We start from the raw sequence: 16,840 nt of genomic DNA on the forward strand, positions 1-16,840 counted from the left end.
CACCGTCAACGGGGGTGTTCACGCATTACATGGGGATTCTCACCCCAAGTAATTTTCCTCCTGTCTCCAGTATAGCTGTCTCCTGTCTCCTTCAAAAATATCAAATCATTCGTCACTGTGCAACGCCAAAAAATCTTCCATCTTCAACCATTACCAAATATTTCTCGATCTCCCCATCTCCCTGCCATAAGAATCTAATTACACCGATGCTACCGGATTTGATCTAAATTGCATAACCCCTCAACTTCAAGAAATATATTGAATTGTATAACCAAAACTGGTTACTTTCTGACTCGTCCATTAATTTAATGTTTCTCTCTGGAGGTCAAAAACATGAAATTTTCTGTAGTCATCTTTAAAAGTGCTTTTTGGAAAATTTCTCTATCTCTAGCATTAATGCTATATTCTTTGCCAAGTTTGGCCTTAACTGTCCAGGACGTGCCCAACCCCCGACAAAATTATGGTGGTTGGGTGACAGATATGGCTGAAATACTCAGTACTGACACAGAAGCTAAACTCAACAAAATGATTTCAGACCTGGAAGCAAGCAATGGTTCAGAAATTGCAGTTGTTACTGTCTCAGAAACCCAACCTGCTGCAACTCCAAAAAAGTTTGCTACTGAGTTATTTAACTATTGGGGAATAGGTAAGAAAGATAAAGACAATGGGGTGTTGTTTTTGGTTTCTCAGGGCGATCGCCGTGTGGAAATTGAAACAGGGAAAGGAGTACAGGAAATTTTGCCAGATGCTAAAGTTAGCCACTTGCTCGATACCAACATTATCCCGAAATTTAAGTTAGGATTATTTGAAAGTGGTGTAGTTGTAGGTACAACAGCATTAGTAACATCCCTAAAAACTGGGAAATATAGTCTAGCTGAAACTTCAGTTTCTCAAAATGACACACTTATTATGGGCATCATAATTACTATTTTACTGGTATTGGTGTTTCTGACAATTCTTCTGACAATTCTGATTTACATGAATACCAGAAATAGGCAGAGAAGCAGTTATACTCCTCGTAGTTATAGTAGTTACAGTAGCTATAGTGGAGGAAGTAGAAATCATGGTAGTGACAACCATACTCAAAGAAGTAGTTATAGCTCCACAGATACGAATGATAGTGACAATGATAGTAGTAGTGATGATGATGCTAGCTTTGGTGGAGGTAGTAGCGATGGTGGGGGTTCGGGAGCTAATTGGTCTGAAACCGCTAGCAGCAGTAGTCCTGAAAACTTTGGTGGTGGCAGTAGTAGTGGTGGTGGCAGTAGTAGTAGTTCCAGTAATTATAGTGTGACTAGCAGCAGCAGTTCTGGAAGCTATAGTAGTAGTAGCAGTAGTAGCAGTTCCAGTGGTAGTTATGATAGTTATAGTAGTAGCAGTTCTGGAAGTGATAGTAGTGATAGTGGAGGTTGTGATTACTAATAGACATCTCCAGAAAAGAGGGAATAGGGAATAGGGAATAGGGAACCCACCCCTCGCCCCTCCCCCTCCCAGGAGGGGGAAGAACTGATGATTTCTGTACGATAATTGATTTCATTTGGATAGACCACAGTAGGGAAGTTCCATGGAACGTCCTTACAAGGTTTTGATTGTTTTGTCATTCAATAGTTTAGTGATTGCCAACAAATACAAATCATACCCACACATCAGCAACGCCAAAAACCTTATCCCTTGAAACCTTGCTTTCCCTTCTGCCTTCTGCCTTCATCCTAAGTATAACTATTCAATCGGACATGATATTAATTATTAATTAGGGTTTGCTGATTAAATCTAAAAGTATTTACAGATAAAGGTTTTAGCCTTTTTGGGGTCTTTAAAAAGTGCCTGGTTTTCAGCTCTTCACGCTCAAAAAGGAGCGTATTTTGGCGCATAGTTGGGCAGAAAAATCAAGGAACAATTCTTACTCCTACCTCCTCGTTCATTCCCCGTTCCTCCTGTCTCCTGTCTCCAGTATAGCTGTCTCCTACCCTCACCCATAAGACTTATGAGCGCAAACCCTAATTATTAATTATTAATTGTTGAACAGTTTCTAGCTTCAGTAATAATTTTCATTGGATAGGAGTCAGCTACTAACTTGTTTGCCTCTTCAATTACTTTAATATCTGGTGTAAAGGTTGATTTTGGTACAGACTCATCAAAATTAATTAAAGTTTTAATACGTTGATAGACCTGGAATGCCACAGTTGGGAAAAACGAAAATTTGCCAGGCAACACACACAAATAATTACTGTGAGGATTTGATTCGATCCAATAACTATAACGGCGTTTTTGCTCTTCCTGACTAATAAATTCTGTTTTCACACATTCATAACTAAAGAGGTTACGGTTATAAAGTCGATCTTTGCCAAAATATCGTTCTGCGGACTCCAAAATTGGCTCAATATCAACTTCATCTTCATCTCCTTGATTTATTAGGTCGTCGTTAGTATAACTAGAATCAGCTAACATTGAGTAAACAAATTTTTCGTCCTCAATTTCACAGCTATGCACAAAATGATTGAAATGAAATTTTTTCTTAGTAGACATCCGCACAAAATTTGTATCAGTTAGGGCAGGTTGAGCTACTACCATAGCACTACGACTACGTTTGAGTTTTGCCCGTACTTGTAAATCAGACAAAAATGGCTCAAAACCTTTTCCTACTGCAAAGATAAACAACTTTGCTTTTAGACGTTTAGGAAAACCTTGTTGTGTCTGACACAAAAGACTTTTGATTTGAATTGGACCGTAGCGGTCTATTAATAGTTTATCAATAACTACTCCAGTCTCAAATGTCACTCCTTGACTCAGAGCGCTGGCAACCAAGTCTTTAATTATAGCACTGGTATTCATGGAAGAATCTAATGTTTTGATAATTTCATAGTTTGACTTTTTTAGACCATAAGATTGATCGAATTTATGACAAAGGTTATCTATAGTTTCCGTTGAGTGACACAACGAACAATTTAAACCTTCATAAGCTTCGACTTGTGCATAAATTGGTGCTAGACAATTTCCATTCTGATACCAATTATGTTGTTGACCATAAGCAGTTTCTAATCTGCCTAAGACTCGGTTACGCTGAATTTCCATTTGTACCGAGTCGCTCTTGAGACCAGATAGACTAATTTCGGGAGAATTTGTTCCAGGATGAATTAAATATACAGGGCGATCGTTAAACCAACCGTTTAGTTTAGGGATAACTGCGGGAGTGAAAAAATTGGGTTTTGTTTCTGTCAGCGCAATATTACATTGTTCGGTAAAGTAGGAACTATATAGATTAATTGCATCCTCTAAACTATTTACACAATTGATAAAAGTCTGAGCATCGTCATGTCCTGAGTAAAGTGCGCCAGTATGAAACCAACCTTCGAGTTTACCCGAAGCAAATGTTCCTAATTGTGAGGCGCTTTCTAATACTTTGATGGAAAGACGACTATGGCGGGCAAGAAATTCAGCAATAGAAATTCCGGCAATGCCACCACCGATAATTATTGCATCGACATATTCGATTTGAGAAGCTTGAATTTTTGTCATAGTAGTAGTAATATTATGTCTGGATAATTAGCGAAAAAAAACTTTCTCTGATGACTCCCCCATCGTTATTTCTAACTATTCAAACGGACATAATATAAGTCATAGTAGTAATAGTTACCATACTACTTTAAGTAAACGGATGAAAAGCTTGCTTTTAATTTGGCGTTGCTGAAATGTAATGGTAAGTAGCTGAAGGTAAAATTGAAAAACTTATGTTTTGCGTTGATACTTAATCTAAAAATCATTACCATTCAGCAACGCCAATAAGTTAATCTGGCAAATTTGCCGTTAACAGGGGAGCGGATTGGAGACGTTCTACAGCTCAAATCAGAAGATGCAGGAGAGTAAGGCAAAACTAAAATTACAGCAAGGATTGTTAAGGGACGATAATCCTAAGGAACTACCTAATTTTGAGGTTTGGAGGTACAGTAGTAGCGATCGCCTTGACTAACCCTACGGCAATCATCCTAGATATTTGTTAGGCACGGCTCAACTTGTAGCTGTGCAGACTTCTGCCATTAAGGCATTGCATGATGAGCTGTCGTTGTGACTGGATTTTGGTCATTCCCTTGAAGAGTGGTTTGAAGAATGGGAAACAGGTTATCCGTCGTTCACTCTTGCAGGGATAAATGACACCGGACAACAAACCACATCTTAATTATCAACTCGACAATACTACAAAAAAAGGACAAGAAGTGGAAGTATGCCGTTTGGGCGACAGTCTATAGCGACTCCTGATGCGGGCACAGGAACTGCTACAACAGCAATAGGTGATAGAATTATAAAGATTGTTTGAAAGCTATACTGGCGATCGCTACTCCAAATTAAAAACTTTATTGGCCATCAAGAAAATATTTTAATTTGTAAAGCAATTGAGCTATTTAAGCGATCGCCTAAATCATTGGTGGCCAAAATTCCCTAGCTAGAATTTGTTCCGAACTTTCTAGGGAATTACTCTAGAAAATACTTCCGATAAAAATGTTTGATGCCACCCATGAAATTTTGAATGATGGTCGTGTTCATAAATACACAGTGACTCAAAATGGGCAACCAATACCATATAGTGAGGTTTTAAACTTATGGCAGTATGAGTCAAACTTTCGCTCTTTCTTCATTTCACTTTTATCTAAGTCTCCCTTTTCTGCCTATCGATGGGAAACACCATCCATTACAAAAGATACCTCAAAGCGTCAATTTGAATTTGTGTTGCTGAACTCTCCAGGGTTAGCACGCAACCCAGACAAAAGGACATTTAGTGATTATTTCAGAACCGACAATCTTAACAATGGAATTGTTGTATTTGAAAATTTAGGCAAAGATGCAATACTTGTAGCTCCATCTCCTAGGGATTCAGAACCCTCCTGGGGAGGAACTGCGTTTTCAGCTTATTCCCATCTAGCAGCCTTCATTCGCGGTGCGCCAGATGGTCAAAAACAGGCATTGTGGCGAATTGTGGGACAAACTGTGCAACAAAAGATTTCAGACCACCCGCTTTGGGTCAGTACAGCAGGTGGCGGAGTGGCTTGGCTTCATGTTAGATTAGATTCTCGACCAAAATATTACGGATACAAAATGTACAGTTTATCAGATCGAGTCTAGATTTGATAGTTGCTGAATGTTAGAACAACAAAAATAGGAATCATATCATGTCCGGTTGAATACTTATAAATAACCATGAAGGAGTCAGGAAGACCTCCTCAGGAGTCAGGAGGGAAGAAGAAAGTTTTTTATCACGCTATTAAACGGACATGATATCATAGAAAAATAATAGCTTTTCCTATTGCCAATTTGAGACTTAAGATGCTATTGTTAATATCAGTATGAGGGCGCGTAGCTCAGTGGATAGAGCACCAGATTCCGGTTCTGGGTGTCGGGGGTTCGAATCCCTCCGTGCTCGTTTTGAACTATATATATAGTATTTGAGCTATTTTATGGTATGGCTATATTCAATTCAAAAGCTTTTTTAGTAAGCCTTTTAGGTTTTATTATTTTCCGATCAAATTATTGTTCAACAATTAAACTATTTGGTCTAGCTCTGACATTTTTTACTTAATTTTCACCCAGACCCAGAAATTAAAGAAATCAAATGAAAATGCACTGAGTTTACATGAGCATTTTTTATAGGTATATAGTTTTTTGATAATAAAAAATTTTCTCTTGTTTTGAAAAGAGGGCCTAATATTACCTAGAGGTAGAAATATTTTTGTTGATCAGCGGTTTTCATTTGGGTAGACCACAGTAGGGACGTTCCATGGAACGTCCCTACAAAGTTTTGTTTGTGAAGATGTGGTTCATCAATTTGAAAAGCGCTGTATTTTATATCATGTGCCCCCTTCAGGGGAGCTACGCTTACGGTATAATAGTTATAATAGGGCTTCGTAGTTTTGCTCTATCCCTAATACATAAGTATTGTAAGAGCTAAAGCCCAACTACAAACAAAAACTTCATTATAAGTATAGCAATGTACGCTGGCATATTTACAAATTACAAGAGGTGTCCAATAGCTAAAAGCCTTATATTATCGGTTTTTTATTCCCCCTTCCGGAGCTGTTGCCAGATGAGCTGTTGCCTGCGCACAGCGCTATAATTATCCTAAAATTATATTATGGCGGTTTTCAGAAAGATAGAATACACTCCTAAGAATAAAAACCCTTGTAGGGAGTTCCATGGAACTCCCTACAAGGGTCTACTAAGGGTGAAAACTGCTATAAGATTACTATATCCTTATTCTATTGGTGCTGTTTCAGCTTCTGGTGGCATCACTTCAATAGGTATACCTTCCTCCTCTTGCCCATCCTGATTTGGTAATGTTTCTCCAACAGATGTATTTTCCGCTTCTGTTTCTGTTGACTTTGCTGTACTACAGTTAGAACTATCAAAATTAAATTCATATTGATAAAGTTTTGAGCGATCGCTACTGGAAAATGATTGATTATTAACTGCATCTATAGCTGCTTCATCTAGCACTGAATGACCACTTTCTAGCAATAACTTTGGTCCATCGGTAATACCGCCATCTGGACTAACTAATACTCCCACAGCAGCTTTACCTTCTAACTTTTGCCCACAAGCTGCTTCTGGATAAGTATCAGCAATAGTTGTAGGTTCAGTCAAATTATCTTCTTCTAATCCCAATTCTATTGCCCACTGTAGATAAGCACCCACAGCACCTAAAGCGATATCCCTTGATTGTGATTCTTCATTGACAGCAGCATATTCTTGCTTTTGTTGCTGTAGTTTTGCTAACAGTGAACCTTGAAATTCTGCTTGTTGCTGTACTGTTGGAGATTGTTCAGGTTCCTGCTGTACTGGTGGGGATGGTTCAACAGCAGGTGTTATTACAGGTGTTGGTGGTTTTGTTTCTTCGATAGTAGTAGCAGCTACATTTTCTTCAGGTGTTGGAGATGATTGAGGGACGGGAGTAGTCGCAGTAACTTTTTGTTGCTTTTGTTGTTCAAATTGTTCTAATAATGAACCTTTAAACTCTTTTGGTGTGGGAGATGGTTTAGGAGTTGGAGCAAAAGCAGGAGTTTCCTGAACCTCAATTTCTAGTTGAGATTTATTAGTTTCAGTTGGTGGGGGAGTGACAACAGCTACCTTTTGTTGTTGTTTTGTTTCTTCTGCTATATCCTGAATAGTCTTTCCTTCTCGTAATTGCCTAACTATTGGTGCTTCTGGCAGTCTACCTTTTTTTGTAGGGTCTGGTGTTGGAGGTGTTGGAGGAGTTTGAGGAGTTGCTGTTGCTATAGGTTTTTTCTCTGTTTGAGTTTGAGTATCGGTATCATTTTTATTTGGAGCAATAGCAATTTGATTTTCAACTTTATCTTGGTAACGTCGTGGAGGCAATTTTAAATTAGCTGAGTATGACTCCCCAGTTGAGTTTTCAACTATAGAAGTTTGCTCTTGAGGGTCGATCTCCAGAGTTGGACGACGTGATAAACCTGAGTCAAAGACTTTATCTGTCAAGTTCAAGTTTTTTCTGAGTTGATATTCATCTATTTGATTTTGATTTGATTGTTGTTGTGGGTCAACTCGAAATATCTCTGCTGGTTGACTATTTGTACTAGGTAGTGGGGGTGGAGATATTGGTGTTGTTGGTAATGACGACCTACCTGGTATAATAGATGGATAATTGTAGGAAAATTCGCTTGGGGATGGATTTCTGGGCAACCTAGAGACGGAAGGAGTGGATCTTGAGCGGGTAGAAGAGGATGAGGTAGTAGAATCTTCTGGTGGTAATTCTGGTAAGTTGTAATCTGAAGGGTCTACAGGTATTGTTGGTAATTCTGAGGATGATGATTCGGGGACAACAGGTAGTTCACTCGGAGATGGTGGTGAAATAGGGGAAAGGTTGGATGGTGTTGGTATGGTTGAGAATGTAATTTCTGGTTCTTCTGGTTGAGGGAGGAGTTCAAGTTGTTCTGGTGTTAATTCTACTAATCCTACTGTTGGTGGTAATTTGGCTTTCTCAGAGAATAGGGATAATTTTGGTAGGTTAATTCCTAATATAGCATGGATGCCCACAGAGGTGAAGAGTGCTATCCATATTGGTTGACGGAGGGTGTCTATGATGGAAGGTTGTTCTATAGGTTGATTTAGGTCTAGGGAAGAAAAGTCAGACATATAAGGAAACTCCTATAATGATCGATAAAATAAATAATATCGTTGCAATTTGCATTTTAACATTCAGCCATTTTTCGGCCATAAAATCTTTAAGTCCCATTATTGAAATATTGAAAAAGAATATAGAGACCTTCTATGGAAGGTCTCTACAAAGGTTACTTGAAAAAGTATTATAGCAATGTGCGCTGGCATATTTACAAATTGCAGGAATTTTCCAATCGCTAAAAGTCTTATATGATCAGCTTTTTATTCCCCCTATTGCCTTCCGGAACTGTTGCCTGTTGCCTGCGCGCAGCGCTATAATTTTTGGAGATATCTAATGTCTGACTCTTACCAAAGAGCGATCGCTAATTTCTGATTGAGAAATCTTCTGCTTCTAACAATGGACTACCTGTTAAAGTTGCAAATTGAACACCACTACTGAAACCTGTTGCACTACCATTAGAGGATTATAGAATAAGTTACCATTGTTACTGTTGTAGACAATGACTCACCTGGTATGCTGAAACCTTTTCCTGAGTCACTGTTGATAGCGGTAAAATTATCGCGGTCTAGAAGAATTATGTCTCCTGGTGTTTGGGAAAAATCAGTAATTTCGTCTATACCAAAATCCTGTGGTTGAAATGCTTCCAGGACTTACGCAAAATATCAATTTATACGCCACCTGTAGGGGCGCTTTCCTCCGGAATGCTTTCCTTGCGGAAAGTGCCCCTACTAGATATGGTGGTTCTGCGTAAGTCATGATCAAGTTAGAGTTTAGTGAACTAAAGGAAATACATGTATGCAGAAATTAGAAAACATCAGAGTATTAATTACTGGTGTAGGGATTAAACCTGTAAGGCATATTTTTCGTGATATTGTAACCAACGAATCTTCCCATACTCCAGTTATACATAATGGTGATGAGTATAAAGCAAATCTAGGTGCCAGTACGGCTTTTTCATGTGCCGAAGCTGGAGCTATAGTACATTTAGTGGCTAGATCCGGAAAAAATTTGAAAATTGTCAAAGATTGGATTACGAGAAGTATTCCGAGAGCTAAAGTCGAAATATCTACTATTGATCTTTTAGACAAACAAGAAACTGAAATCAAACTTGCAAGTGTTTCAAATGACATTCCTCTTTATTGGGTACAGTCCCTTGGTTTAGGTGCTGGTACAGTTAAAATCAGGGACAATAATCCATATTTAAAAATTGATGAAGTTTCGGAAGAATTTATTGATGCTGAATTATCTGTATTGAAAAGCACATACATGACGCTTCAAGCGTTATTGCCAAGATTTCGTAAGCAAGCTGAAACCCGTATTTGTATTGTCTCTTCAATGAGCGGAATAAGATCGTTTGTATCAGGTTCAGTCCATAATTCTGCAAAAGGTGCAATAAGTAGATTTGCCAATGCAATTTCTTTAGAACTTGCTCCTGAAAAAATCTATGTATCAAATATCCGCCCTGGTGGGTGTGATACGGGTTTATATGATGAGAATATAGTAAAGAGTCGGATCGCTAAAATAAGAGAGTCGTTTGGTTTTGGGAGCGATCCTGATGATATTCGTTTAATGCCTCCTTCTAGTGTTGGAAAAGCAATCGTCAATATTTTGTCTTCAGATGGGCATATCACTTCCGTCAATATTGTAGCTCGTGGACAAATGCCACATGAGGGATCATAACGGTACTTAGACATTTTTTAGTCAACGCCATCATCATTTGGCAAGGACTTCAAATCGCCATCTCTTCGTTTCTGATTAGACCTCTCCCGAAATTGGCGCAATGATAGAGGAGGTGTCAGGAAATGCCAACTGAAGTGATAAAGTTCCGATTTTGGTTTTGGATATAGAATTTATCTATTTTCAGCAAGTTTAGATGCCTTTTTAGCATCAAAATCCAGCGAAATTTCAGTAAAAGTTCCGACACCGTTAGAAAGAGGAACTGTGTTACAGTGGTTTTCATTTGGATAGACCACAGTAAGGACGTTCCATGGAAGGTCCCTACAAGGTTTTGCTTGTGAAGATGTGGTTCATCAATTTGAAAAGCGCTGTAAGTTTTGATACTGATTCTGTTCAGGAATCTAGAAGCTATTCAACTTCAAAACCTGATTGATTTTTGATTAATAAATTTGATAGGTATTCTGCTGACATTGAAATACCAATATCTGATAAAAATTCTCGAAGTTTACCTGAGGTCATGTTTCCTTCATCGTACAGGCTCATAACCAATGGTTTTATTCCTGGACAAAATTCTCCTTTATGTGTCAGAATTATTATATATTTATGTTATGAATATATGCAAAAAATATTTCATTATCTGACAGATGAAAGAATTTTATACCTGGAAAAAATACCGCTGTGCTTACGAATTTTATCCTCAGAAAGAAGGAAATTGTTCTACTATACCTTTACTATTACTGCATCCTATTGGAGTAGGTTTATCTAAAAATTTCTGGCATCGATTTTGTTCTTTATGGCAGGAGCAAAGTTTACTAAATCCTATCTATAGTCCAGATTTATTAGGGTGTGGTGAAAGTGATATGCCATCTGTGGCTTACTATCCTATGGACTGGGCTGAACAATTACAATATTTTTTAGAGAAGGTTGTACAAAGACCAGTAATTTTAGTTGTACAAGGTGCTTTGTTTCCTGTGGCTGTATCTCTGGTCAAACTACAGCAAGAATCAAGTTGAATTGATGGTTTAATATTATCGGGTCCGCCTCAGTTGGAATTGATGACAAAAGCTGATTCATTTGTGAGTCAAAAATTAAGATGGAATCTTTTTTATTCACCTATTGGTAAAGTTTTTTATCGCTATGCACGCAGTCGAAAATTTTTAGATTCTTTTTCTAAAAAACAATTATTTGCTGATGAATATCTAGTAGATAAAGAATGGTTAGATACTTTAGAAAAAGGAGCAAAAAATCTCCAAAGTCAATATGCTGTTTTTTCTTTTTTAGCAGGGTTTTGGAGACAGGATTTTAGTCAAGATATTTCTCGAATTAATCAACCTACTTTAGTACTAGTAGGAAAGCAAGCATCAACTATTAGTAAAACTGAGCAAACTGAAGGGCCAGAGCAAAGAATTAATAGTTATTTAAAGTTGTTGCCTCAAGGAGAAGGTTGTCAAATATCAGGGCGAAATGTTTTACCTTATGAGTCAACAGAAGAGTTTATTAAAGCTGTTAGTAATTTTGTACAAAAGATTAGTTAATGTGTAAGCATTCCGCAGGAAATGCTTACGTTAATATAGCAATCAGGAGTTAGATGCAAGAATTGAGGTGTTTCTTTAAAGTATAGAATATAGCAGTTATCTTATTCACATATACAGGACTTACGCATGCTTCACCTTGAAAACGCCATATGTAGGGGCGTTAACGATAGTTATGCGAAGCAAATGGCATTTGCGTTCCGCAAAGCTCCGAATGGCGCCCTCACTCGATTTAGTATCCGTGCGTAAGTCCTGATATATTCGTTTTTTCTTCTTCCCTATCTCCATGTTCTCTATCTCCTTTTCCCTAAAAGTCTCCAACATCTCACAACTAAAATCATATTGCTATAGTTTGATAATTTAATCAAATTAATCGCCAAATTTATCAAATGCAAAATAGGTATAAATAAAATGGATCAAGTCGCTAATTGTATTGATTATCGGGAGAAAAATACTACTATTTTAATTGTGGATGATAATCCAATCGATTTGAAATTAGCAATTACTGTTCTGGAGAGCTATAACTTTAAGGTATTAGTATCTGTTGATGGTGAAAATTGTTTTAAACAAGCAAGATAAAAATGGTATAGGAATAAACTCAAAAATTAAAGATAAAATTTTCAACCCTTTTTTCACTACTAAACCTTCTGGAGAAGGAGTAGGTTTGGGTTTATCTCTAGTTAATAAAATTATTGTTGGACAACATCATGGCAGTATTAAAGTTGAAACTCAAGCGGGAAAATATACTGAATTTATTATTGAAATTCCTATGGCTAATTCTACAACTTTTCTACCAGAGCGAGATGAAAGTTAAGTATGTCTGAAAATTCATTTGAAAAAGATAGTTTAGGTTGGCAATTCCAAAAGTTACAACAAAAATTTGGCGAATGGTGGGAAGTTCAAACTTCTCAAACAGCAGCTAAATTACCAGGGGTAGATTTGCCTTATTGGTGGGATAATCCCATAATATTAATGATTGCTAAAGCGATGGCTTGGCTATTTTTTGCTTTTCTGTTGAGCTGGGTAGCTATACAAATAATTAGACTGTTAAATTCTTATATTTATGGTATCCGTAATAAAATCAACTTAACAACAGAAATTAGAGCAGAATCTCAACTAGAATTATCAGTAACAGCTTGGTTAAATAAATCACAAAAATGCCAAGAAATAGGCAATTATCGAGAGGCTTGTCGTTGTTTATATATGGCAATGTTACAAGGATTAAATGACCGGGGTATTATTTCCGATCTACCTAGTCGCACTGATGGAGAATATTTAGAATTAATTCAGCAGTTATCTCTACCTAAACCATATCAAAAATTATTCATTACTCATCAGCAGTTATTATTTGGTAACTTAGAAGTTTCTGCTGCTGTATTTGCAGAATGCCAGGAAGCTTATCAACAAATCAGAGATGAAAAAAACTAATAAATTTTGGGTATTTGGAGCGATAGCTCTAATTTCAATTATGATAATGACTGTTTTTTTTGCCCCAGTAAGTAATCAATTAAATAGCGGTTCTACTTATAGTCGTGCCCCAGATGGATATGGTGCTTGGTACAAGTTTATGTTAGAAAAAGGCGCGGATATTCAACGCTGGGAAAAACCATTTATAGATTTAGAAAATACTCAAGATATCAACTCATCAGTTACTCTATTGCAGGTTAATAGTCAACTAGAAAATCGAGTAATTAATGCTCAGATAAAAAATTGGGTAAAATCTGGGAATATTTTGGTAATTTTAGGCATTAAAAAACAGGTAACAAAGGCAGATTTTACTACTATCCATGATACGGAAGTAGGAAAAGTTGAAATAGAAACAAGTCGCAGGGCAATAAAAATTGAGCAACAAAAAGAAGAGAAGTTATTAGGTGATCGCTACGGTGCTATAGTTTGGCAAAAACAGTTTGGTAAAGGAAAAATTATCTTAGCTACTACTCAATATTTAGCTGCGAATGCTTATCAAGATATACCTGGAAATTATGAATTTTTAGCTCAACTTGTTACTCAAGGTCAACAACGAATTTTAGTAGATGAATATATTCATGGTTATAAAGACCAAGAAGTAATTAAGGAGGAGTTGGGAGAAAGTTTAGTGAATTATTTGGTTGAAACTCCTTTATTTCCAATTTTTATTCAGGGTTTAATTATTTTAGTTATCCTAATTTTTACTCAAAATCGTCGTTTTGCTAAACCGATAAAATTATCAGCACCAATAATTGATAATAGTCAAGCTTATATTCAAGCTTTAGCAGGAGTATTACAAAAAGCAGAAAGTCGGGAATTTATTTTAGAAACTACAGGGAAAGAGCAAAAAATTCAACTGCAAAAGAAATTAGGACTAGGAGAAAATATAGTTGAAGATAAATCTTTGATAGATGCTTGGATACAGCAAACTGGAGAGCGATCAATAGAATTAGAAAAAGTCCTAAAAATTCAATCTCAAAAACGAAAAATTACTGAATCAGAGTTATTAAATTGGTTAGATAAGTGGGAGAAAATATTTCAAGTTGAAAACAAAGCAAAAAGGAATTTTTGACCGATTTTTTTTGGTCTCAAGCATTCTCTTTTAATGGTATAAAAAGCGGTCGATCTTCTGTTGATGGTTAATGGGAGTAGGGATTGATATCAAATCCAGTAGTATCAGTGTAATTAGGTGGGGAGGTGGGGAGATGGGACCCACCCCTCGCCCCTCCCCCTCCCAGGAGGGGAATGTGGGGGGATGGGGAGATCGAGAAATATTTGGTAATGGTTGAAGATGGAACATTTTTTTATACCGAATTAAACGGATTTGATATCATTAATTGATAATGGATAATTACCTCTGGTTAAAACTGAGAGGATTGAACCTAGTGCGGAAATCTTATTTCTTTTTATCCTTAAAAGGAGAGACTTTCAACCTAAAGCGCGATTCATTATCAATTATCAATTATCCATTGCTAAATGGTAATTTACCCCTACAAATTATTGATACAAAAATTGATTTATATAGCAACAGTCTTGATAATTAGAACTGATGAAGTAACTGTTTGTGTAGCACTCCGCAGCAGAAACAACGAAAGATAAACCATAAAACTTCTTCCTTGTTCCTTCTACGATAAGATTACTTTTGGCAAATGGTTTAAAATCAGATAAATACGGAAGATAAATAATAAAACTTCTTTCCTCTTCCAGCTTCGGTTATTCCTTGTTCCTTCTGCGATAAGATTACTTTTAGCAAATGGTTTAAAATCAGATAAATACGGAAGATAAATAATAAAACTTCTTCCTTCTTTCTTCTGCAATAAGATTACTTTTGGCAAATGGTTTAAAATCAGATAAATACAGAAGATAAATAATAAAACTTCTTTCTTCTGCAATAAGATTACTTTTGGCAAATGGTTTAAAATCAGATAAATAATAAAACTTCTTTCTTCTTTCTTCTTTCTTCTTTCTTCTTGCTTCTTCCTTCTTAGTTATTCCTTCTGCAATAACATTACTTTTGGCAAATGGTACAAGATCAGATGAATTTGGAACTACCTATCATTATATATATACTAATAACTGAATTAATATGAAACAAACTAACTCAATATTTACTCAACTATATCAGACTCTCAATCAAATAATTGTCGGTCAAAATATACCTATTCAACAATTATTAATCGCCCTGTTGACTGGAGGTCATGTAATAATTGAAGGAGTTCCAGGCACAGGAAAAACTCTCACAGTCAAAGCATTAGCTAGATTAATTCAAGCCGAATTTAGCAGAGTTCAACTAACACCAGATATTCTACCATCAGATATCTTAGGAACTAATGTATTTGACCTCAATAGTCGCAACTTTACCCTAAAAAAAGGTCCAATTTTTACAGAAATATTATTAGCAGATGAAATTAATCGTACTCCACCAAAAACCCAAGCAGCTTTACTCGAAGCTATGGCAGAACAACAGGTAACATTAGATGGAGAAACTTTGCCATTACCAAATTTATTTTGGGTAATTGCTACTCAAAATTCCCTAGAATTTGAAGGTACATATCCATTACCAGAAGCACAATTAGATAGATTTTTATTCAAGATTATTATTGATTACCCAGACATAGCAGCAGAAAAACAAATGTTGCTCAATGTTCAACAAGGTTTTGCTGCAAAAAGTATTCAATTAAATCAAATTCAACCTATAGCAACGGTCGAACAAATAATTATTACTCGTCAAGAAATAGAAGCAATTAACGTTCAAGAAAAAATATTAGATTATTTATTAGGGTTAGTTAAGCAAACCAGAAAACATCCGGATGTAGCTTTAGGTGCTTCTCCACGAGCGACAGTAGCATGGTTACAAACCAGTAAAACACAAGCTTGGTTAAATAATAGAAATTATGTAACTCCAGATGATATTAAAACAGTGGCATTACCTCTATTACGTCATCGGTTAATTTTGAAACCTGAAGCGCAGTTAGATGGAATAATAATTGATAGTATAATTAATTCTATATTGAAACAAGTTTCAGTACCAAGGTAATAAGTAAGGAAGAGGGAAAAAGGAAGAGGGAAGAAGGAGTAAATTTTGAAAAAAAAAAGGGGAAAATGATAGAGATAGCTGTCTAATAATGAATTAGAGCAGCTCTTTTTTAGCATTCTTTTTTATATCATGTCCGGTTGAAAAGTTATAAATAAATGACAAAGGAGTCAGGAGTCAGGAGGGAAAAAAGAAGAAGAAAGAGAAAGTTTTTTGTTTGCTGGCGCACAACTGCGTTAATGTGTAAGCGGAACGGAGTTCTATCGCGCTCTTATCCGGACATGATATTACCCTTGGTATTAGAAGCTTAGAAGTGATAATTTTAAATTAAGTTGATTGGCGATCGCCATGAATTTCAAAGTTATATTTCAATCTTAATTAAACCGAATAATTAAGACCAAAAATATCTCCCTAGCTACACCATAGGATGTTGTCCTACAAACATAATTTTCCCTTTTATTCAATCCTCTAATTATTAATTATTGAACAAAAAAAATATACTATCATAGTTTTGATATTCCATCGAAAAAACTGATAATTAAAATTTTAATCTTAAGATATAGCAGTCGAAGGAAAGCTTAAGACAGATTGCCAGCTTAAAACTCAGATCATGTAATATTTTTTCTTCTTCCCTCTTTCTTCTCTTTCTTCTACTATATTGACTAATAATTTATAGCTCAAAACTTACCATTTACCAATTATTAATAATAAAAAAATATTACTTTTTTCCGGAACTATACCCAATACTCTTGTTCCACTATATATGTATCCAATTCAATTAGTAAAGCAGTGTAGAAATTAATAATTTTGATGGAAAACCAAACTTCTATCAACTTGTCCTACATTGTGTTACAATTAATTCAAAATTTATTGATATTTTATATTATTGTATATTAAAATACGAAAGGATGGAAAAAAGAGTGATTGTAAAAAATAACTATAACTATAATTATAAATCTCGTCAATCAGGAATACTTCAATTTATTATATTTAGCATAATCGCGC

Annotated in this window: 15 protein-coding genes and 1 tRNA gene; 12 read left to right on the forward strand and 4 right to left on the reverse strand. The window is 36.0% G+C overall.

The window, feature by feature from the left end:
- Window positions 1-333 precede the first annotated feature (333 nt).
- Window positions 334-1,422, forward strand: coding sequence for a YgcG family protein (locus F6K06_RS00005; protein ID WP_205127249.1), 1,089 nt, complete (start codon window positions 334-336; stop codon window positions 1,420-1,422).
- Between the two features lie 423 nt (window positions 1,423-1,845).
- Here the strand turns inward: F6K06_RS00005 and F6K06_RS00010 are convergent, their stop codons facing one another.
- Together F6K06_RS00010 and F6K06_RS00015 are read right to left on the reverse strand one after the other, a co-directional pair.
- Window positions 1,846-1,977: a hypothetical protein gene (locus F6K06_RS00010; protein WP_287286781.1), complete on the reverse strand. Its 132-nt coding sequence runs from the start codon at window positions 1,975-1,977 to the stop codon at window positions 1,846-1,848.
- A 27-nt stretch (window positions 1,978-2,004) separates the two neighbouring features.
- Window positions 2,005-3,516, reverse strand: coding sequence for an FAD-dependent oxidoreductase (locus tag F6K06_RS00015; RefSeq protein ID WP_124143547.1), 1,512 nt, complete (start codon window positions 3,514-3,516; stop codon window positions 2,005-2,007).
- A 978-nt stretch (window positions 3,517-4,494) separates the two neighbouring features.
- Here F6K06_RS00015 and F6K06_RS00020 point away from each other — a divergent pair.
- A complete protein-coding gene (locus F6K06_RS00020; protein ID WP_124143546.1) occupies window positions 4,495-5,115 on the forward strand; it encodes a DUF6940 family protein in 621 nt (206 codons plus the stop codon).
- A gap of 225 nt (window positions 5,116-5,340) precedes the next feature.
- Window positions 5,341-5,413: transfer RNA gene (locus tag F6K06_RS00025), tRNA-Arg, on the forward strand.
- Window positions 5,414-6,240: 827 nt separating this feature from the next.
- Here the strand turns inward: F6K06_RS00025 and F6K06_RS00030 are convergent.
- Window positions 6,241-8,139, reverse strand: a complete 1,899-nt coding sequence (locus tag F6K06_RS00030) for a TonB family protein (protein WP_124143545.1) — start codon at window positions 8,137-8,139, stop codon at window positions 6,241-6,243.
- A 781-nt stretch (window positions 8,140-8,920) separates the two neighbouring features.
- Here F6K06_RS00030 and F6K06_RS00035 point away from each other — a divergent pair.
- Entirely contained in the window at window positions 8,921-9,805 is an 885-nt protein-coding gene (locus tag F6K06_RS00035) for an SDR family oxidoreductase (protein ID WP_287239309.1), read from the forward strand.
- Window positions 9,806-10,210: 405 nt separating this feature from the next.
- Here F6K06_RS00035 and F6K06_RS00040 read toward each other — a convergent pair whose 3' ends face one another.
- Window positions 10,211-10,351: a hypothetical protein gene (locus F6K06_RS00040; protein WP_287286779.1), complete on the reverse strand. Its 141-nt coding sequence runs from the start codon at window positions 10,349-10,351 to the stop codon at window positions 10,211-10,213.
- A gap of 95 nt (window positions 10,352-10,446) precedes the next feature.
- On the opposite strand from F6K06_RS00040, the gene F6K06_RS33640 reads away from it, so the two are divergent.
- The 8 genes from F6K06_RS33640 to F6K06_RS00075 all read left to right on the forward strand — a co-directional run bounded on the left by F6K06_RS33640 (window position 10,447) and on the right by F6K06_RS00075 (window position 15,838).
- Window positions 10,447-10,815 (forward strand): hypothetical protein, encoded by a 369-nt coding sequence (locus F6K06_RS33640; protein ID WP_353734918.1) that lies wholly within the window; start codon window positions 10,447-10,449, stop codon window positions 10,813-10,815.
- A gap of 39 nt (window positions 10,816-10,854) precedes the next feature.
- Window positions 10,855-11,337 (forward strand): hypothetical protein, encoded by a 483-nt coding sequence (locus F6K06_RS33645; protein ID WP_353734937.1) that lies wholly within the window; start codon window positions 10,855-10,857, stop codon window positions 11,335-11,337.
- Window positions 11,338-11,745: 408 nt separating this feature from the next.
- On the forward strand, window positions 11,746-11,913 hold the full coding sequence (locus F6K06_RS00050) for a response regulator (RefSeq protein ID WP_124143543.1): 168 nt from the start codon (window positions 11,746-11,748) through the stop codon (window positions 11,911-11,913).
- On the forward strand, window positions 11,882-12,148 hold the full coding sequence (locus F6K06_RS00055; RefSeq protein ID WP_287239314.1) for an ATP-binding protein: 267 nt from the start codon (window positions 11,882-11,884) through the stop codon (window positions 12,146-12,148). The genes F6K06_RS00050 and F6K06_RS00055 overlap by 32 nt, the downstream gene beginning before the upstream one ends.
- A gap of 2 nt (window positions 12,149-12,150) precedes the next feature.
- Window positions 12,151-12,762 (forward strand): DUF4129 domain-containing protein, encoded by a 612-nt coding sequence (locus tag F6K06_RS00060; protein ID WP_124143541.1) that lies wholly within the window; start codon window positions 12,151-12,153, stop codon window positions 12,760-12,762.
- Window positions 12,749-13,873, forward strand: coding sequence for a DUF4350 domain-containing protein (locus F6K06_RS00065; RefSeq protein ID WP_124143540.1), 1,125 nt, complete (start codon window positions 12,749-12,751; stop codon window positions 13,871-13,873). The genes F6K06_RS00060 and F6K06_RS00065 overlap by 14 nt, the downstream gene beginning before the upstream one ends.
- Before the next feature lie 70 nt (window positions 13,874-13,943).
- Window positions 13,944-14,090 carry a hypothetical protein gene (locus F6K06_RS00070; RefSeq protein WP_192901048.1) on the forward strand — a complete coding sequence of 49 codons (147 nt, stop codon included), beginning with the start codon at window positions 13,944-13,946 and terminating at the stop codon, window positions 14,088-14,090.
- Between the two features lie 797 nt (window positions 14,091-14,887).
- On the forward strand, window positions 14,888-15,838 hold the full coding sequence (locus F6K06_RS00075; RefSeq protein WP_124143539.1) for a MoxR family ATPase: 951 nt from the start codon (window positions 14,888-14,890) through the stop codon (window positions 15,836-15,838).
- The last annotated feature ends 1,002 nt before the right edge of the window (window positions 15,839-16,840 follow it).

Origin of the sequence: Okeania sp. SIO1H4 (assembly GCF_010672695.1) — a bacterium.
In the GTDB taxonomy this organism is placed as follows: Bacteria; Cyanobacteriota; Cyanobacteriia; order Cyanobacteriales; family Microcoleaceae; genus Okeania; species Okeania hirsuta.